Source organism: Flavobacterium sp. ZB4P23, from assembly GCF_003970375.1.
Classification (GTDB): Bacteria; Bacteroidota; Bacteroidia; order Flavobacteriales; family Flavobacteriaceae; genus Flavobacterium.
Genome location: NZ_RYDK01000003.1, coordinates 157,051 through 170,911, shown reverse-complemented (window position 1 = coordinate 170,911; position 13,861 = coordinate 157,051). Strand labels below are relative to the sequence as shown.

Here is a 13,861-nt window from a genome sequence, read left to right as displayed (position 1 = left end):
TTGCACAATGGAAGCACCACTTGCAGAGCGCATACGACCACAAAAATTAGAAGAGTACATTAGTCAATCCCATTTGGTTGGACCAAATGGTTCCTTGACACAACAAATTACAAAAGGAATTATCCCTTCCTTAATTTTTTGGGGACCACCGGGCACTGGTAAAACTACTTTAGCGCAAATTATTGCACAGGAATCAAAACGACCCTTTTATATTTTGAGTGCCATCAATTCCGGTGTGAAAGACATTCGCGAGGTGATTGAAAAAGCAAAGCAAAGTGGGGGTTTGTTTACGGCTAAAAACCCTATATTATTCATTGATGAGATTCATCGTTTTAGCAAATCCCAACAAGATTCGTTATTGGCTGCGGTAGAAAAAGGGTGGATCACCCTAATTGGTGCCACAACAGAAAACCCTAGTTTTGAAGTTATTCCAGCACTATTGTCTCGATGTCAGGTGTATGTTTTGAACGCTTTTAGCAAAAAAGACTTAGAAACACTTCTGGAACGCGCCATAAAAACAGACGCTTATTTGCAGACCAAAAACATTAAACTAAGAGAAACAGAAGCCTTATTGCGCCTTTCCGGTGGCGATGGACGTAAGCTGTTGAATATTTTTGAACTTGTTGTACATGCATCCGAAGAAGACGATGTTATAATCACTAACGAACGTGTTTTTGCTTTAGTACAACAAAATACCGTTTTGTATGACAAAACTGGCGAACAACATTATGACATTGTTTCAGCTTTTATAAAATCCATTCGGGGAAGTGATCCAAATGGTGCTGTGTATTGGCTTGCCCGCATGATTGAAGGCGGTGAAGATGTTAAATTTATTGCTCGTCGAATGCTTATCCTGAGTAGTGAAGATATAGGAAATGCCAATCCAACTGCTTTTATTATGGCCAATAATACCTTTCAGGCGATTGCCACAATTGGATATCCGGAAAGCAGGATTATATTAAGCCAATGTGCCGTTTATTTAGCCACTTCCCCTAAAAGTAACGCTTCGTATCTGGCCATTGGAACTGCGCAACAACTTGTAAAACAAACTGGCGATTTACCGGTACCAATTCACTTGCGCAACGCGCCCACTAAATTAATGAAAGAATTAGGGTATGGCGAAGAATATAAATATGCACACGATTACACAAATAATTTTGCAGAACAAGAATTCCTTCCTAATGAACTGTCCAACAATCCCATTTATATTCCCGGAAATAACTCCCGAGAAAACATCACAAGAGAATTCTTAAAAAACCGCTGGAAAAATAAATATGGCTATTAAAACACAAAAAGGGATACACCGCAGTACATCCCTTTTAGAAAAATAATTAATTTATAATTGCACTAAAACTTTACCGCTATTTTTTCAGAATATAATTTGTCGTTTTCATAATACTCAAAAAACCATTGGTTGTTCTTAGCAATTAAAACACCTTTAATATCTCCTTTGAAAGCGATAAAAGATTCGGCACTAGAGGTTTTAAAAACTTTCATAACAACTTTTGGAGAACTATCAATCAACTGGAAACCGGTTGTCGTAGGCTGAGCATAAAGCAAATCCATTTCTTTTTCATCAGATACTGAGTCGCTGACTACTTTTTGAGCCAACACCACCGGAGCGGCCAAGGGCTTGGTAACTTCTGGCTCCATAGTTGTATTTATAGTACCGTTATATTTATATTGCAACTCATTAACGGATTCAAAAGCTTTGTTAAGCGCTTCGCCATACGCAGTTTCATATTGTTTCTCCTTGCTTTTCCCCACTGCAGATTGGAAAATTATTTTCCCGTAACAATCCTTAAGTGTCACAAATAACTTAGTCATCAAAAAAGCATTTTCTTTAACAACATCCATATACAACAAACTGCAACGGTCACTGTAGTCACTTGGAATGGCTTCTTTGCTGTAAAAAGCTTCAAAACCGGCTTTGTTTAGATAGAATTTAGACATTGTTGTCAGTCGATACTGATTCTCTGTTTTGAGGAAATCGTACTTAACGGGAATAATCACAGCTTTATAATCGTTTACCGATTGAGAATAGGAATAACTAACAACTAATATCAGCAGGAATACTAATGATTTTTTCATCTTTATAAATATTTTTTAAGTTCTAATAAATGGTTAATTTGTATGATGTGCTGTTCTACCTGAACTTTACTTTCATTAAAGAAAATAGCTTGCAGTCCCGCATCCAGTGCTCCTTGAACATCCGCTTCTAGACTATCACCAATCATGATACTTTTTTCTTTTTTGGCTTTGGCCAAATCTAAAGCGTAATCAAAGATAATGGGATTTGGTTTTTTTACCCCAGCCATTTCTGAATTAGTTATGGTCTGAAAATAGCTTCCAATTTTTGAATTGTTCAATTTTTTAAATTGCACTTCCGCAAAACCATTGGTTATAATATGCAAATTGTATTTAGGTTTTAAATACTCCAAAAGTTCCACTGTCCCATCAAAAAGATGATTGTTGTCCGGCAAAAACCGAATATAATCATCCGCAATAGTCTCTATTTCTTCATCTGAAATAGTATAACTCAACGCATCAAACGAGTGTTTCAATCGATTGTACCGCAATTCCTGATGGGTAATCTTATCGTATTGATAAAGTGCCCAACACGCTTGGTTAATTGGAACATATTTTTCAATAAACTCCTTGATTGCTATCGTTGGATGATTTCTGTTAAAAATAGTCTCAAAAGTGAGCTCTGAATTTTTATCAAAATCCCAAAGGGTATGATCTAAATCAAAAAAAACGTCCTTTATATGTGTTTGTTTCATTTTGTAATTTTAAAATATCCCTTCATCTGCAAAGCTGAAATAACTGGTTTCAGTTATAATAAGATGATCTAATACTTTTATTTCTAAACTATCACCTGCCAATTTCAATTTTCTTGTAATTTGTTTGTCGGCATCACTAGGAATCAAGGTTCCGGAAGGATGATTGTGACACAAGATCAATGCTGTAGCTCCGATTTCGAGTGCCGTTTTGAAAACGATTCGCACATCGACCAATGTTCCGGTGATTCCGCCTTTACTCAATTGGGATTTCGACAGTACCTTATTGGAGTTATTCATATAAATAATCCAAAATTCTTCGTGTGGTAATTCCCCAATAATAGGCTGCATGATTTCGAAAATGATTTTGCTGGAAGTAATTTTTGTCAATTCCACAACCTCTTCGCCTCTTCTGCGTCTTCCTAATTCTAAAGCAGCAATAATAGAAATGGCCTTTGCCTCTCCTATTCCTTTAAATTGCATGAGCTGAGACAGTGATAATTTTCCTAAGGCATTCAAATTAGTATCTACGCTTGCCAAAATCCGTTTACTCAAATCCACCGCTGACTCATTCCTGCTGCCGGAACCTATCAAAATAGCTATCAGTTCCGCATCACTCAAAACACTTTTACCTTTCAGCATTAGTTTTTCACGTGGTTTATCGTCTTCGGACCAATTGGTAATAGGAAAAAAGGAATTTTCAGCCATTCGCTTGTTGTTTAAATTTGTTTGCGCATGCAAATACTATTTTCTAAACCCACATAAGGCTCATAATTATCAACAATAACATATCCCGCTTTTTGATACAAAGCAATGGCTTCCTTTTGCTTGTATAATGTTTCCAAAACAGAAAATGATGATCCAGAATCCTGCGCCCAAAGTTCCAATTCTCGTAAAATAGTTTGAGCCAATCCCATTCCTCGCACCTCAGGAGAAACAAACATACGTTTTATTTCAATTGTATTTTTATCATATTTTTTAAAACAACCGCAAGCAACAGCTTCGTTTTTTAGATATACAACAATAACATTTGGGTTTAATTCCAAAATATTATTACCCCAATAGTCGGTTTTTAATTCGGGATAACGCTCCCATAAACTTTTATCTAAAGCGCTAATAAGAGCCATAAAATCAGGATTTTCGCTTGTAGTCTTAGCAATTCTTATAGAATCTTTCATAGCATTATTTACTTTACCAATTCCTTTACTTCATCAAAATTCAATCCGCCGTAATTACCGGAACTCATCAACAACAAAGCCGAATTTTCAAGGTTTAAATTAAACAAATAATCCGCGAAATCTTTTGGATTGGTATAAATAATTAAATCTTTTCTGTTAAAAGCAGTAGCAATTTGCTCGTGTGTTACTTCCTCCAATTGTTTGATTTTTACGGCATCGGGCGAATAGAAAACTACTGCTGTATCAGCATATTCAAGTGCGCCTTCATATTCTTTCAAGAATTCTGCATTCAAGCTACTATAAGTGTGAAGTTCTAAACAGGCCACTAAGGTACGATTTGGATATTGTTCTTTTACCGCCTTAGTCGTTGCCGCCACTTTACTTGGGGAATGTGCAAAATCTTTATAGGCCACTTTTGTTTTACTCTCCGCAATTTTTTCTAATCGTTTTGATGCACCTTTGAAACTGGCAATGGCTTCATAAAAATCAGCTTCATCAACACCCATATTCTGGCAAATCCATTTGGCACCAGCCAAATTATTAAGATTATGTGCTCCAAAAATTTCAATTGGCATGTCGCCTTCCGGAGTTTCCAGCAGTGTCACACCCTCATTAACAGTATATTTGGGGGTATGATAGGCTAATTTTCGGATTGGATTTGTAGCCGCTTCTGCAACACGTTTTACTTCAGTATCATCTTCATTATACACGAGAATCCCGCCATTGGTAATTTTGCCAATAAAAATTTCGAACTGCTCCACGTAATTTTCATACGTGGGAAAAACATTGATATGGTCCCAAGCAATCCCTGAAATTAGAGCAATATTCGGTTGGTATAAATGGAACTTTGGTCTTCTGTCTATCGGCGAGGACAAATATTCATCTCCTTCTAAAACGATAAAGTCATTCTCTTCCGTAAGATGCACCATTGTATCAAATCCTTCCAGTTGAGCGCCAACCATGTAATCTACAGCAATGTCATGGTAGTGCATTACATGCAAAATCATCGAAGTTATAGTTGTTTTTCCATGAGAACCACCAATAACCACACGTGTTTTATTTTTAGATTGTTCGTATAAAAACTCCGGATACGAATATATTTTGAGTCCTAATTCCTGGGCTTTCAATAATTCAGGATTATCTGCTTTGGCATGCATACCAAGAATTACAGCTTCAATAGCTGATGTTATTTTTTCAGGAAACCAGCCTAATGCTGGCGGTAAAATCCCTTTTTTGTCTAATCTAGATTTTGACGGTTCAAAAATGGCGTCGTCACTTCCCGTAACTTGATATCCTTTGTTGTGTAATGCTAAAGCCAGATTGTGCATGGCGCTACCTCCGACAGCTATAAAATGTGTACGCATTAATTGTTTTAATTTAGAGTTTTACAGTTCAAGTGAATTAAAAACTACTTTGAACCTTTTTGTTATTATAGGATTCTAAAAGAGATTTTGCCTTTTCAGTTTCATTCATTTTATCATTATATAAGCTAACCAGCTTTTGGTAACTTATTTTTGAACCACCAGCCAGAATTGCTTTTTTATACTGCTGTTCCGCACCTTTATATCGTTCGAAATATTCCTCAATATGACCTCTTGACAAATATCCATCAACAGGAGATAATCGCAATAATTCATTAGAATATTTTACTGCCTTAGTTTCACTCCCACCAATAATACCTGGCAATTGAATATACAATTCTATTAAAGCCCAACGCGCCTCTATATGTTTTGGATTCAGATTGATGGCTTTTTCAAAGGAGGCTTTAACTTCAGCAATCATCCCAAGCGCCTTAAATTTACTGCTCTCTTTAGCTCTCATTCCCATCGCACCACCATATTTATAATAATAATTGGCTTCTGATGGTTTTACTGTTTTTAGCTTTTTATAATAGGTAATTGCTTTTTCCCATGAATTATAATAACCGGCAATATCGCCTAAATACTCTATCGTCTTCAAATCTGAAGGATTCGTTTTTAGTATTGATTCAAATATTGTTTGTGCCTGCTCATACTTTTCCTCTTTGAAGAGTTTTTGCGCTTTTTCAAAATTGGATTGTGACCAAATCATAATAGGAAACAATAAAAAAACTAGTATACTATGTTTCATGCTTCAAAAATAAGGAAAATTTAAAGTATTAAACAGCTTTTTTAATCTTAAAAAAGTTAACAAATCAATATGTGTAGCGTGTAATAATAATATATACGAAACATTATCATAACACAGAGTAATTAATTTCGTCAAAACAAATTATGAAAAGAAAGAGAAAAATTCCTTTAGTCGTATTGAGCGATGTACACTTAGGAACATATGGTTGTCAGGCCAATGAATTACTACAATATTTAAAATCGATTCAGCCAAAAATGTTGGTTTTAAATGGAGACATTATTGATATGTGGAGTTTTAGCAAAAGATATTTTCCTGCCTCACACATGAATGTATTGCGACAAATCATAAAAATGTCGAATCAAGGAACTCGAGTTATTTATATTACGGGAAATCATGATGAAGCTTTAAGGAAATATTCCGATTTTATTTTAGGGAATTTTGAATTGGCAGATAAATTGATCCTGGACTTAGATGGAAAAAAAACCTGGATTTTTCACGGGGATGTTTTCGATTCTTCTACGAAAGGTTATGCTAAAATTTTAGCTAAACTTGGCGGAAAAGGCTATGATTTATTGATTTTGATAAATAGTTTTATCAATTGGGTTTTAGTGCTTTTGGGAAAAGAAAAAAGAAGCTATTCTAAAATGATTAAGGACAGTGTAAAAAAAGCCGTCTCTTTTGTGTCAAATTTTGAAACTACAGCCGCCGAAATTGCTATTCAAAAAAAATACAGTTATGTAGTTTGCGGACACATTCACAAACCCCAAATGAGGGAAGTACAAAATGAACATGGAAAGGTTATGTATTTAAACAGCGGTGATTGGGTCGAAAACCTTACCGCATTGGAATACAAAAAAGAAAAATGGAGTATTTACCAGTATAAAAAAACGGACTATATAGACCATGAGAACAAAGAAGATGCAATTATAAATGACATTGTAACCAAAATTTTATCTTAATAACCCTGAGGAAAAATCATCTTATCCTAATAAATCCATATTTAAAAGAAATCAGTTATAATCCAATCTAAATAACAAACATGAAAATATTTTATGCTATTCAAGCCACTGGCAACGGTCATATCAGTCGAGCTATGCAACTTTATCCTTATTTACAAAAATTTGGCACTGTAGATTTCTTCATGAGTGGAAATAATGCTAGCCTAAAAATTGATTTACCAGTAAAATACAAAAGCGACGGTTGCAGCTTGCACTACAGTAAATGTGGTGGCTTGAACTACTGGAATATTGCAAAAAACATTAGGCCAATACAGATGTTCAAAGATGCAAGCTCTCTACCTTTAAAAAATTATGATGTTGTAATAAATGATTTTGATTCAATTACTTCTCTTGCTTGTAAATTACAGAAAGTACATTCGGTACAATTTGGACATCAAGCTAGTTTTGCGTCAAAATTGACACCAAGACCAGAAAAAAAAAGCCTTATGGGAGAAATAATTCTAAAACATTATGCTCCTTCTCCACAGTATATTGGACTGCATTTTGAGAAATACGATTCTTTCATTCTCCCTCCAATTATTAAAGATGAAATCATACAAGCCGAACCAAAAGACTTAAAACACATAACGGTTTATTTACCGTCTTTCCAAAAAGATTGTTTAGAAAAAGCGTTTAATAAACGCTCCGAAATTAATTTTCACTGGTTTTTGAATGATGTAAAACTCAAACATACCATTGGCAACATCACGTATTATCCTGTAAATCAAAAACAGTTCAATCAAAGCTTAATCAACTGTCATGGTGTCATAACCGGTGGTGGATTTGAAACACCCGCAGAAGCATTGTATCTTAGAAAAAAAATACTCAGCATTCCTATACGAAATCATTATGAGCAGGAGTGTAATGCTGCAGCACTAAAAAAAATGGGGGTTCCAGTAGTTTATGAAGTAGGTGATAATTTTGATTTAATCATAGAAAACTGGCTTAATAAGGATACTCCTACGCCTAATATACTAGCTAATACAGTCCCTGACACATTACAGTTCTTATTTGACACCTACAACAGTAACTAATTCTTAAATTATGGCAACAAAAAAGGTGTTCTAAAAGAACACCTTTTTTGTGAAATTTATGAAAATTAGTCGTTCAACATTTTCCACAACTTGTCTTTTAATTCTGTCAAACCTTGTTGAGCCACAGAAGAAATAAACATATACGGAACATCCTTGAAAGCAACGTCTAATTCTACTTTTAGCTCTGCTTTTAACTCATCATCAAGCATATCGCATTTAGAAATCACCAGCAAACGCTCTTTGTCAAGCATTTCGGGATTGTATTTTGTCAATTCATTTACCAAAATATCATATTCCGCTTTGATATCCGGAGTATCCACTGGAACTAAGAACAATAAAGTTGAATTCCGTTCAATATGGCGCAAGAAATAATGTCCAAGACCTTTTCCTTCGGCTGCTCCTTCAATAATTCCGGGAATGTCTGCAATTACAAAAGATTGAAAATCTCTGTAGGCTACAATACCAAGATTTGGTTTCAAGGTAGTAAACGGATAATCGGCAATTTTTGGTTTTGCAGAAGTCAAAACTGACAATAATGTTGATTTTCCTGCATTAGGAAAACCTACCAAACCTACATCAGCCAGCACTTTTAATTCTAAAATAACATCCATCTCTGCTCCAGGCAATCCCGGTTGAGAATATCTGGGGGTTTGATTTGTCGAGCTTCTAAAATGCCAGTTACCTAAACCACCTTTCCCACCGCGAGAAAGAATTTGTTTTTCACCCTCATCAGTAATTTCAAATAATATTTCTCCCGTTTCTTTATCCTTTACAACAGTACCCAGCGGCACTTCGATAAATTTATCGTCACCATCTGCACCGGTACTCCTGTCTCCACTTCCATCTCCACCATTACCGGCTTTGATATGTCTGGCAAACTTTAGGTGAAACAATGTCCAAAGTGCTTTATTTCCTACCAAATATACATGGCCACCACGACCACCATCACCACCGTCAGGGCCTCCTTTTTCAATAAATTTTTCTCTGTGCAAGTGCGTAGATCCTTTTCCTCCTTTTCCGGATGAAACATATATTTTAACATAATCTACAAAATTCCCTTCAGTCATTTTTTTTTGTTTAAAAGTTTATAGTTTAAAGATTAAAGATTAGCGGCACACTAACTTTACACATTAAACTTTAAACCAAATTTTAACCCTTTAAGGCTTTCACCATCACTTTATCAATCTTGACGCCATCCATATCGATAACTTCTAACTCAAATTTTTGCCAAATTAATTTCTCTCCTTGTTTGGGTATATGAGATAGTTCCGTCATTATTAATCCACTCACCGTAGTAACTTCATAATCATTGATTAGTTCATCTAACTCAAAGTACGTCAAGAAATCGTGCAACGAATAATGTCCGTCAACCAGCCATGTTCCATCTTCTCTTTCAATTAACTGAAAATCATCTTTATAAAAATCCGAAGCATCACCAACCAGCGCTTCCAGAATATCATTCAGTGTAATAACACCCTGAAAAACACCATATTCATCAGATACAAATGCGTAATGTATTCCGGTTTTTTTAAAATTCTCTAACGCTACATACGCCGTGGTTTGCTCCATCATAAAGGGAGCTTCGGTCATAATATCAGCCAAATTGAAATTTTGGTTCTCAAAATGGGCAAAAATATTTTTTAGGTTAACAACCCCTACAATATCATCATAATTCTCACCGTAAACAGGATAAATAGAATGCAACTCTTTAAGCATAAACTCTCTAACCTGTTCTTTATCTGCATGAAAAGGTAGAAAAACTACTGATTTTCTATGTGTCATCAAAGAATTTATTTTCCGATCACCAATATGAAAAACGCGTTCCACAATATCTTGCTCTATTTCCTGAACTTCGCCTCCTTCAGTTCCTTCTTTGATAATCGCTCTAATTTCTTCTTCTGTAACTTTGCCGTCAGCTGTTGGTTTTATTTGTAAAATACTCAACAAAAATTCCGTTGAATGCGTCAACATCCAAATGAATGGAGCCATAATTACCGAAATAATTTTCATGGGTAATGCCACTGTTTTTGCAATGCTTTCCGGATGATTTAAACCAATTCTTTTTGGCAGTAATTCTCCTAAAACCATAGAAAAAAAAGTTAAAACCACTACAACAATCCCAACAGAAACAGAATGGGCATACGGTTTGAGTATCTCGAAATTATTGATGTAAGTTTCGACGTCAAATGTGATTTTATCCCCACTATAAATACCGGTTAGAATCCCTATCAAGGTAATTCCTATTTGTACGGTTGATAAAAATTTGTTTGGAGAATTGGCTAATTCCAATGCAATTTGAGCATTTTTATTCCCTTTTTTTGCAGAAGTTTCTAATCTATTTTTACGTGCCGAAATCAATGCGATTTCTGACATGGAAAAAATTCCATTAAGCAGTATTAGAAAAAATATTATTAGTATTTCCAATTTCTTAGTTGATTCGTTTGTGTATTAAAATGTGATTCCTCCATTTTTTGTTTTGAAATCGGTTGTTTGTAACCTCAATTTTATGGCCCAGATAACAGTGAAAATCCCGCAAAAAAACCTTTTTCTTGTCAAAAAAGAGCGACCTAAGGAAGCTCCTTTTTAGGACTTAGAAAAAAAAATTTCGAGGACTTACAACGTACCACTGGAACTGCTCCTATAAATGATCAATAACGTTACTTACTCTTTGGGTAATTTCTGCAATGGTACCAATTCCGTTTACTGCGTGAAATTTCCCTTGTCCCTGATAATAATCCATTAATGGCACTGTTTTTTCGTTGTATTCCTGGTAGCGATTTCTGATCTTTTCTTCGTCTTGATCGTCAATTCTGCCACTTGTTTTTCCTCTTTCTAACAATCGTTGTACCAGGATTTCGTCATCAGCTTCGAGTGCAATTGTTGCGGCAACAGTCGAACTAATTGAAACAAGAAATGCATCTAAATCTTTGGCTTGTGATAGTGTTCTTGGATATCCGTCAAATAAAATTCCGTTTGTGTCTGGATGTTTATTTACCTCATCAATCAACATTTTTGTCGTCAATTCATCCGGTACTAAATCCCCTGCATCCATATAAACTCTTGCTTGTTTGCCTAATTCTGTGTCGTTTTTTAAATTAAAACGAAATACGTCGCCCGTGGAAATATGCGTTAATTTGTACTTGTCTTTCAAAAATTCTGCTTGAGTTCCTTTTCCTGCTCCTGGTTTTCCAAATAAAACAATGTTAGTCATAATGTGTTGGTAATTATTCTTTTAGTTTATATACTTCGGATAAATTTCTTCCTAAACCATCATAATCCAAACCAAAACCTACAATAAATTTATTTGGGATTCGAATCCCAATATAATCTATTTTGATATCTTTTGTGTATGCCTCTGGTTTGAAGAAAAGTGTCGCTATTTTGAAATGCTTTACATTTTGTTTTTTGAATAATTCTTTGAGTTCCACTAAAGTATTTCCGGTATCTACAATATCCTCTAGTATGATAACGCTACGTCCAGTCAAATCCTGATTTAATCCGATTAATTGTTTTACCTCATTTGTGGTAGAAGTTCCTTCATAAGAAGCCATTTTTATAAAAGATACTTCACATGGTTTTTTATACTGTTTCATAAAATCAGAAACGACCATAAAAGCTCCGTTTAATACACCTACAAAAACTGGTATTTCATCAGCGAAATCATCTTCTATTTGCGCCACCATTTTAGCAATGGCAAAATCAATTTCTTTAGCAGAAATAAACGGAACAAATTGTTTGTCGTGAAGTTGTATCATTATTTTCGTTTTTAAAATAATGTGCAAAGATACAGAATTCGGATTTGTGAATTGATAAATGAGAATTAATTTGTAATTTTAAGTAAATTTCACATAAAAGGACCTCAAAATGTATTGAAAGCAACAAAAGTTATAATAAAAATTCCGAAGAAAATAAAATTGTGTTTTCGGATTCCATCATTATAAAGTATCTTTGCTCAAACATACAATTACACCATGAATTATTTTTCTTCTGATTTCAAATTAGGAATTCTCGGTGGCGGACAACTGGGCAAAATGCTATTGTTTGACACCCGAAAGTTCGACATACAAACCTATGTTTTGGATCCAAGTGATGAAGCACCTTGCAAAATAGCTTGTGACCAATTCTTCAAAGGGGATTTAATGGATTTTGAAACCGTATATAACTTTGGTAAAAAAGTAAGTGTTTTGACTTTTGAAATCGAATTAGTCAATCTGGAAGCTTTGGTAAAACTAGAAGAAGAAGGGTTAAAGGTATTTCCTTCGCCAAAAACGTTGAAACTCATTCAAAACAAAGGAATTCAGAAAGATTTTTACATTCAACATGCCATCCCAACCGCAAATTACAAACGATTTCACAATTTAAAAAGTCTCGTTGTTGATATTCTGGATTCGAAAACAAAACTACCGTTTGTATGGAAATGTACGGAATTTGGTTATGATGGAAATGGCGTAAAAGTGATTCGACACATTTCGGATTTGGATAATTTAGCCAATGTAGAATGCATTGCCGAAGAAATGATTCCGTTCAAAAAAGAATTAGCTGTCATCGTTTGTCGCAATCCTTCCGGTGAAATAAAAACGTATCCTGTGGTAGAAATGGAATTTCATCCCCAAGCCAACCAAGTAGAATATGTGATTTGCCCAGCTCGAATTGATGATACAGTAGCCGAAAAAGCAAGAGCTATCGCATTGAATGTTTCTAAAAAATTCAATCATGTGGGATTATTAGCCGTAGAAATGTTTCAAACCGAAGACGATGAAATCCTTGTGAACGAAGTGGCTCCACGCCCGCACAATTCAGGTCATTACTCGATTGAAGCCAGTTATACCTCGCAATTTGAAAATCATTTGCGTGCCATTCTAGATTTGCCTTTAGGGAATACAGACAGTAAAGTAGCCGGGATCATGGTAAATCTAGTGGGCGAAGAAGGTTTTTCAGGAGATGTAGTCTACGAAAACATCGAAAAAATACTGGGATGGAATGGTGTTACGCCACATATTTACGGAAAAAAACAAACGCGTCCCTTTAGAAAAATGGGACACGTAACCATCGTAAATGAAGACATCAACGAAGCCCGAAGAATTGCTGAGGATGTAAAGAATACGATTAGAGTGATAAGTTAATTAAAAGATTGAAAAAATTAAAGATTGAAAAATTCAAAAAATTAATTAAATTGAATTTCTCAAAAATCTTTAAATGCTTAAATCTTTAAATCTTTAAATAAGAAACAATGAAAGTAGCCGTAATAATGGGAAGCATCTCAGATATGCCGATCATGCAAGAAGCCATAGATATCCTAAAAGCATTTGAAATCGAAATTGAAGTCGATATCGTTTCGGCACACCGAACGCCTGAAAAATTATTTGATTTTAGCATGAACGCACATACTCGCGGTATTTCTGTGGTTATTGCCGGTGCTGGTGGCGCGGCACATTTACCCGGAATGGTCGCTTCAATGTCGCCACTTCCCGTAATTGGCGTTCCTATAAAATCCAGTAATTCAATCGATGGCTGGGACAGCGTTTTATCCATTCTGCAAATGCCAGGTGGCGTTCCCGTAGCAACCGTAGCCTTAAATGGCGCCAAGAACGCAGGTATTCTTGCCGCTCAAATCATAGGAAGTCACAACAAAAGTGTCCTAGAGAAAGTAATTAAGTACAAAACCGGATTGAAAGAAGCCGTCAATATCGCTTCCCAAAGCCTCCAAAAATAAAAAAAGCTCCATTACGGAGCTTTTTTTATGAATTCAAATAGTGAAATAA

The 13,861-nt window shown here is 35.2% G+C and carries 15 protein-coding genes; 5 read left to right on the top strand and 10 right to left on the bottom strand.

Features of this window, described 5'->3' with window-relative positions; translation table 11 throughout:
- Window positions 1–7: 7 nt before the first annotated feature.
- Window positions 8–1,285: a replication-associated recombination protein A gene (locus EKL99_RS06325; protein ID WP_126576600.1), complete on the top strand. Its 1,278-nt coding sequence runs from the start codon at window positions 8–10 to the stop codon at window positions 1,283–1,285.
- A gap of 62 nt (window positions 1,286–1,347) precedes the next feature.
- On the opposite strand, the gene EKL99_RS06320 is transcribed toward EKL99_RS06325, so the two are convergent.
- Genes EKL99_RS06320 through EKL99_RS06295 form a run of 6 tightly spaced genes read right to left on the bottom strand, consistent with a single transcriptional unit; the run spans window position 1,348 to window position 6,067 of the window.
- On the bottom strand, window positions 1,348–2,091 hold the full coding sequence (locus EKL99_RS06320; protein ID WP_126576599.1) for a hypothetical protein: 744 nt from the start codon (window positions 2,089–2,091) through the stop codon (window positions 1,348–1,350).
- A gap of 2 nt (window positions 2,092–2,093) precedes the next feature.
- Complete coding sequence (locus EKL99_RS06315; protein ID WP_126576598.1) at window positions 2,094–2,783, bottom strand: YjjG family noncanonical pyrimidine nucleotidase; 690 nt, start codon at window positions 2,781–2,783, stop codon at window positions 2,094–2,096.
- 9 nt (window positions 2,784–2,792) lie between these two features.
- Entirely contained in the window at window positions 2,793–3,488 is a 696-nt protein-coding gene (radC, locus tag EKL99_RS06310; RefSeq protein ID WP_126451795.1) for a DNA repair protein RadC, read from the bottom strand.
- 11 nt (window positions 3,489–3,499) lie between these two features.
- Complete coding sequence (locus EKL99_RS06305; protein WP_126458793.1) at window positions 3,500–3,958, bottom strand: GNAT family N-acetyltransferase; 459 nt, start codon at window positions 3,956–3,958, stop codon at window positions 3,500–3,502.
- 8 nt (window positions 3,959–3,966) lie between these two features.
- Window positions 3,967–5,322, bottom strand: a complete 1,356-nt coding sequence (gene murC / locus EKL99_RS06300; RefSeq protein ID WP_126576597.1) for a UDP-N-acetylmuramate--L-alanine ligase — start codon at window positions 5,320–5,322, stop codon at window positions 3,967–3,969.
- A gap of 37 nt (window positions 5,323–5,359) precedes the next feature.
- A complete protein-coding gene (locus EKL99_RS06295) occupies window positions 5,360–6,067 on the bottom strand; it encodes a lipopolysaccharide assembly protein LapB (RefSeq protein WP_126576596.1) in 708 nt (235 codons plus the stop codon).
- Window positions 6,068–6,210: 143 nt separating this feature from the next.
- Between EKL99_RS06295 and EKL99_RS06290 the strand changes: the two genes are divergently transcribed.
- Together EKL99_RS06290 and EKL99_RS06285 are read left to right on the top strand one after the other, a co-directional pair.
- Complete coding sequence (locus tag EKL99_RS06290; protein ID WP_126458781.1) at window positions 6,211–7,026, top strand: UDP-2,3-diacylglucosamine diphosphatase; 816 nt, start codon at window positions 6,211–6,213, stop codon at window positions 7,024–7,026.
- A gap of 80 nt (window positions 7,027–7,106) precedes the next feature.
- Complete coding sequence (locus EKL99_RS06285) at window positions 7,107–8,099, top strand: glycosyltransferase family protein (protein WP_126458778.1); 993 nt, start codon at window positions 7,107–7,109, stop codon at window positions 8,097–8,099.
- Window positions 8,100–8,164: 65 nt separating this feature from the next.
- Here EKL99_RS06285 and obgE read toward each other — a convergent pair whose 3' ends face one another.
- From obgE to hpt, 4 genes are all read right to left on the bottom strand, one after another.
- The gene (gene obgE / locus EKL99_RS06280; protein WP_126451789.1) at window positions 8,165–9,166 is read right to left on the bottom strand and encodes a GTPase ObgE; all 1,002 of its coding nucleotides are present in this window, start codon (window positions 9,164–9,166) and stop codon (window positions 8,165–8,167) included.
- An 82-nt stretch (window positions 9,167–9,248) separates the two neighbouring features.
- The gene (locus EKL99_RS06275; RefSeq protein WP_126554578.1) at window positions 9,249–10,523 is read right to left on the bottom strand and encodes a hemolysin family protein; all 1,275 of its coding nucleotides are present in this window, start codon (window positions 10,521–10,523) and stop codon (window positions 9,249–9,251) included.
- Between the two features lie 214 nt (window positions 10,524–10,737).
- A complete protein-coding gene (locus EKL99_RS06270) occupies window positions 10,738–11,310 on the bottom strand; it encodes an adenylate kinase (protein ID WP_126458770.1) in 573 nt (190 codons plus the stop codon).
- Window positions 11,311–11,323: 13 nt separating this feature from the next.
- Window positions 11,324–11,854 carry a hypoxanthine phosphoribosyltransferase gene (gene hpt, locus EKL99_RS06265; protein ID WP_126458767.1) on the bottom strand — a complete coding sequence of 177 codons (531 nt, stop codon included), beginning with the start codon at window positions 11,852–11,854 and terminating at the stop codon, window positions 11,324–11,326.
- 216 nt (window positions 11,855–12,070) lie between these two features.
- Between hpt and EKL99_RS06260 the strand changes: the two genes are divergently transcribed.
- Both EKL99_RS06260 and purE read left to right on the top strand, forming a co-directional pair.
- Window positions 12,071–13,222, top strand: coding sequence for a 5-(carboxyamino)imidazole ribonucleotide synthase (locus tag EKL99_RS06260; protein ID WP_126458763.1), 1,152 nt, complete (start codon window positions 12,071–12,073; stop codon window positions 13,220–13,222).
- A gap of 107 nt (window positions 13,223–13,329) precedes the next feature.
- Window positions 13,330–13,812 (top strand): 5-(carboxyamino)imidazole ribonucleotide mutase, encoded by a 483-nt coding sequence (gene purE, locus EKL99_RS06255; protein WP_126458759.1) that lies wholly within the window; start codon window positions 13,330–13,332, stop codon window positions 13,810–13,812.
- The last annotated feature ends 49 nt before the right edge of the window (window positions 13,813–13,861 follow it).

Coding starts and splice junctions, on each gene's coding strand:
- EKL99_RS06325 (WP_126576600.1), top strand. CDS start 8: ATGGAAGCACCACTTGCAGAGCGCATACGACCACAAAAATTAGAAGAG.
- EKL99_RS06320 (WP_126576599.1), bottom strand. CDS start 2,091: ATGAAAAAATCATTAGTATTCCTGCTGATATTAGTTGTTAGTTATTCC.
- EKL99_RS06315 (WP_126576598.1), bottom strand. CDS start 2,783: ATGAAACAAACACATATAAAGGACGTTTTTTTTGATTTAGATCATACC.
- radC (WP_126451795.1), bottom strand. CDS start 3,488: ATGGCTGAAAATTCCTTTTTTCCTATTACCAATTGGTCCGAAGACGAT.
- EKL99_RS06305 (WP_126458793.1), bottom strand. CDS start 3,958: ATGAAAGATTCTATAAGAATTGCTAAGACTACAAGCGAAAATCCTGAT.
- murC (WP_126576597.1), bottom strand. CDS start 5,322: ATGCGTACACATTTTATAGCTGTCGGAGGTAGCGCCATGCACAATCTG.
- EKL99_RS06295 (WP_126576596.1), bottom strand. CDS start 6,067: ATGAAACATAGTATACTAGTTTTTTTATTGTTTCCTATTATGATTTGG.
- EKL99_RS06290 (WP_126458781.1), top strand. CDS start 6,211: ATGAAAAGAAAGAGAAAAATTCCTTTAGTCGTATTGAGCGATGTACAC.
- EKL99_RS06285 (WP_126458778.1), top strand. CDS start 7,107: ATGAAAATATTTTATGCTATTCAAGCCACTGGCAACGGTCATATCAGT.
- obgE (WP_126451789.1), bottom strand. CDS start 9,166: ATGACTGAAGGGAATTTTGTAGATTATGTTAAAATATATGTTTCATCC.
- EKL99_RS06270 (WP_126458770.1), bottom strand. CDS start 11,310: ATGACTAACATTGTTTTATTTGGAAAACCAGGAGCAGGAAAAGGAACT.
- hpt (WP_126458767.1), bottom strand. CDS start 11,854: ATGATACAACTTCACGACAAACAATTTGTTCCGTTTATTTCTGCTAAA.
- EKL99_RS06260 (WP_126458763.1), top strand. CDS start 12,071: ATGAATTATTTTTCTTCTGATTTCAAATTAGGAATTCTCGGTGGCGGA.
- purE (WP_126458759.1), top strand. CDS start 13,330: ATGAAAGTAGCCGTAATAATGGGAAGCATCTCAGATATGCCGATCATG.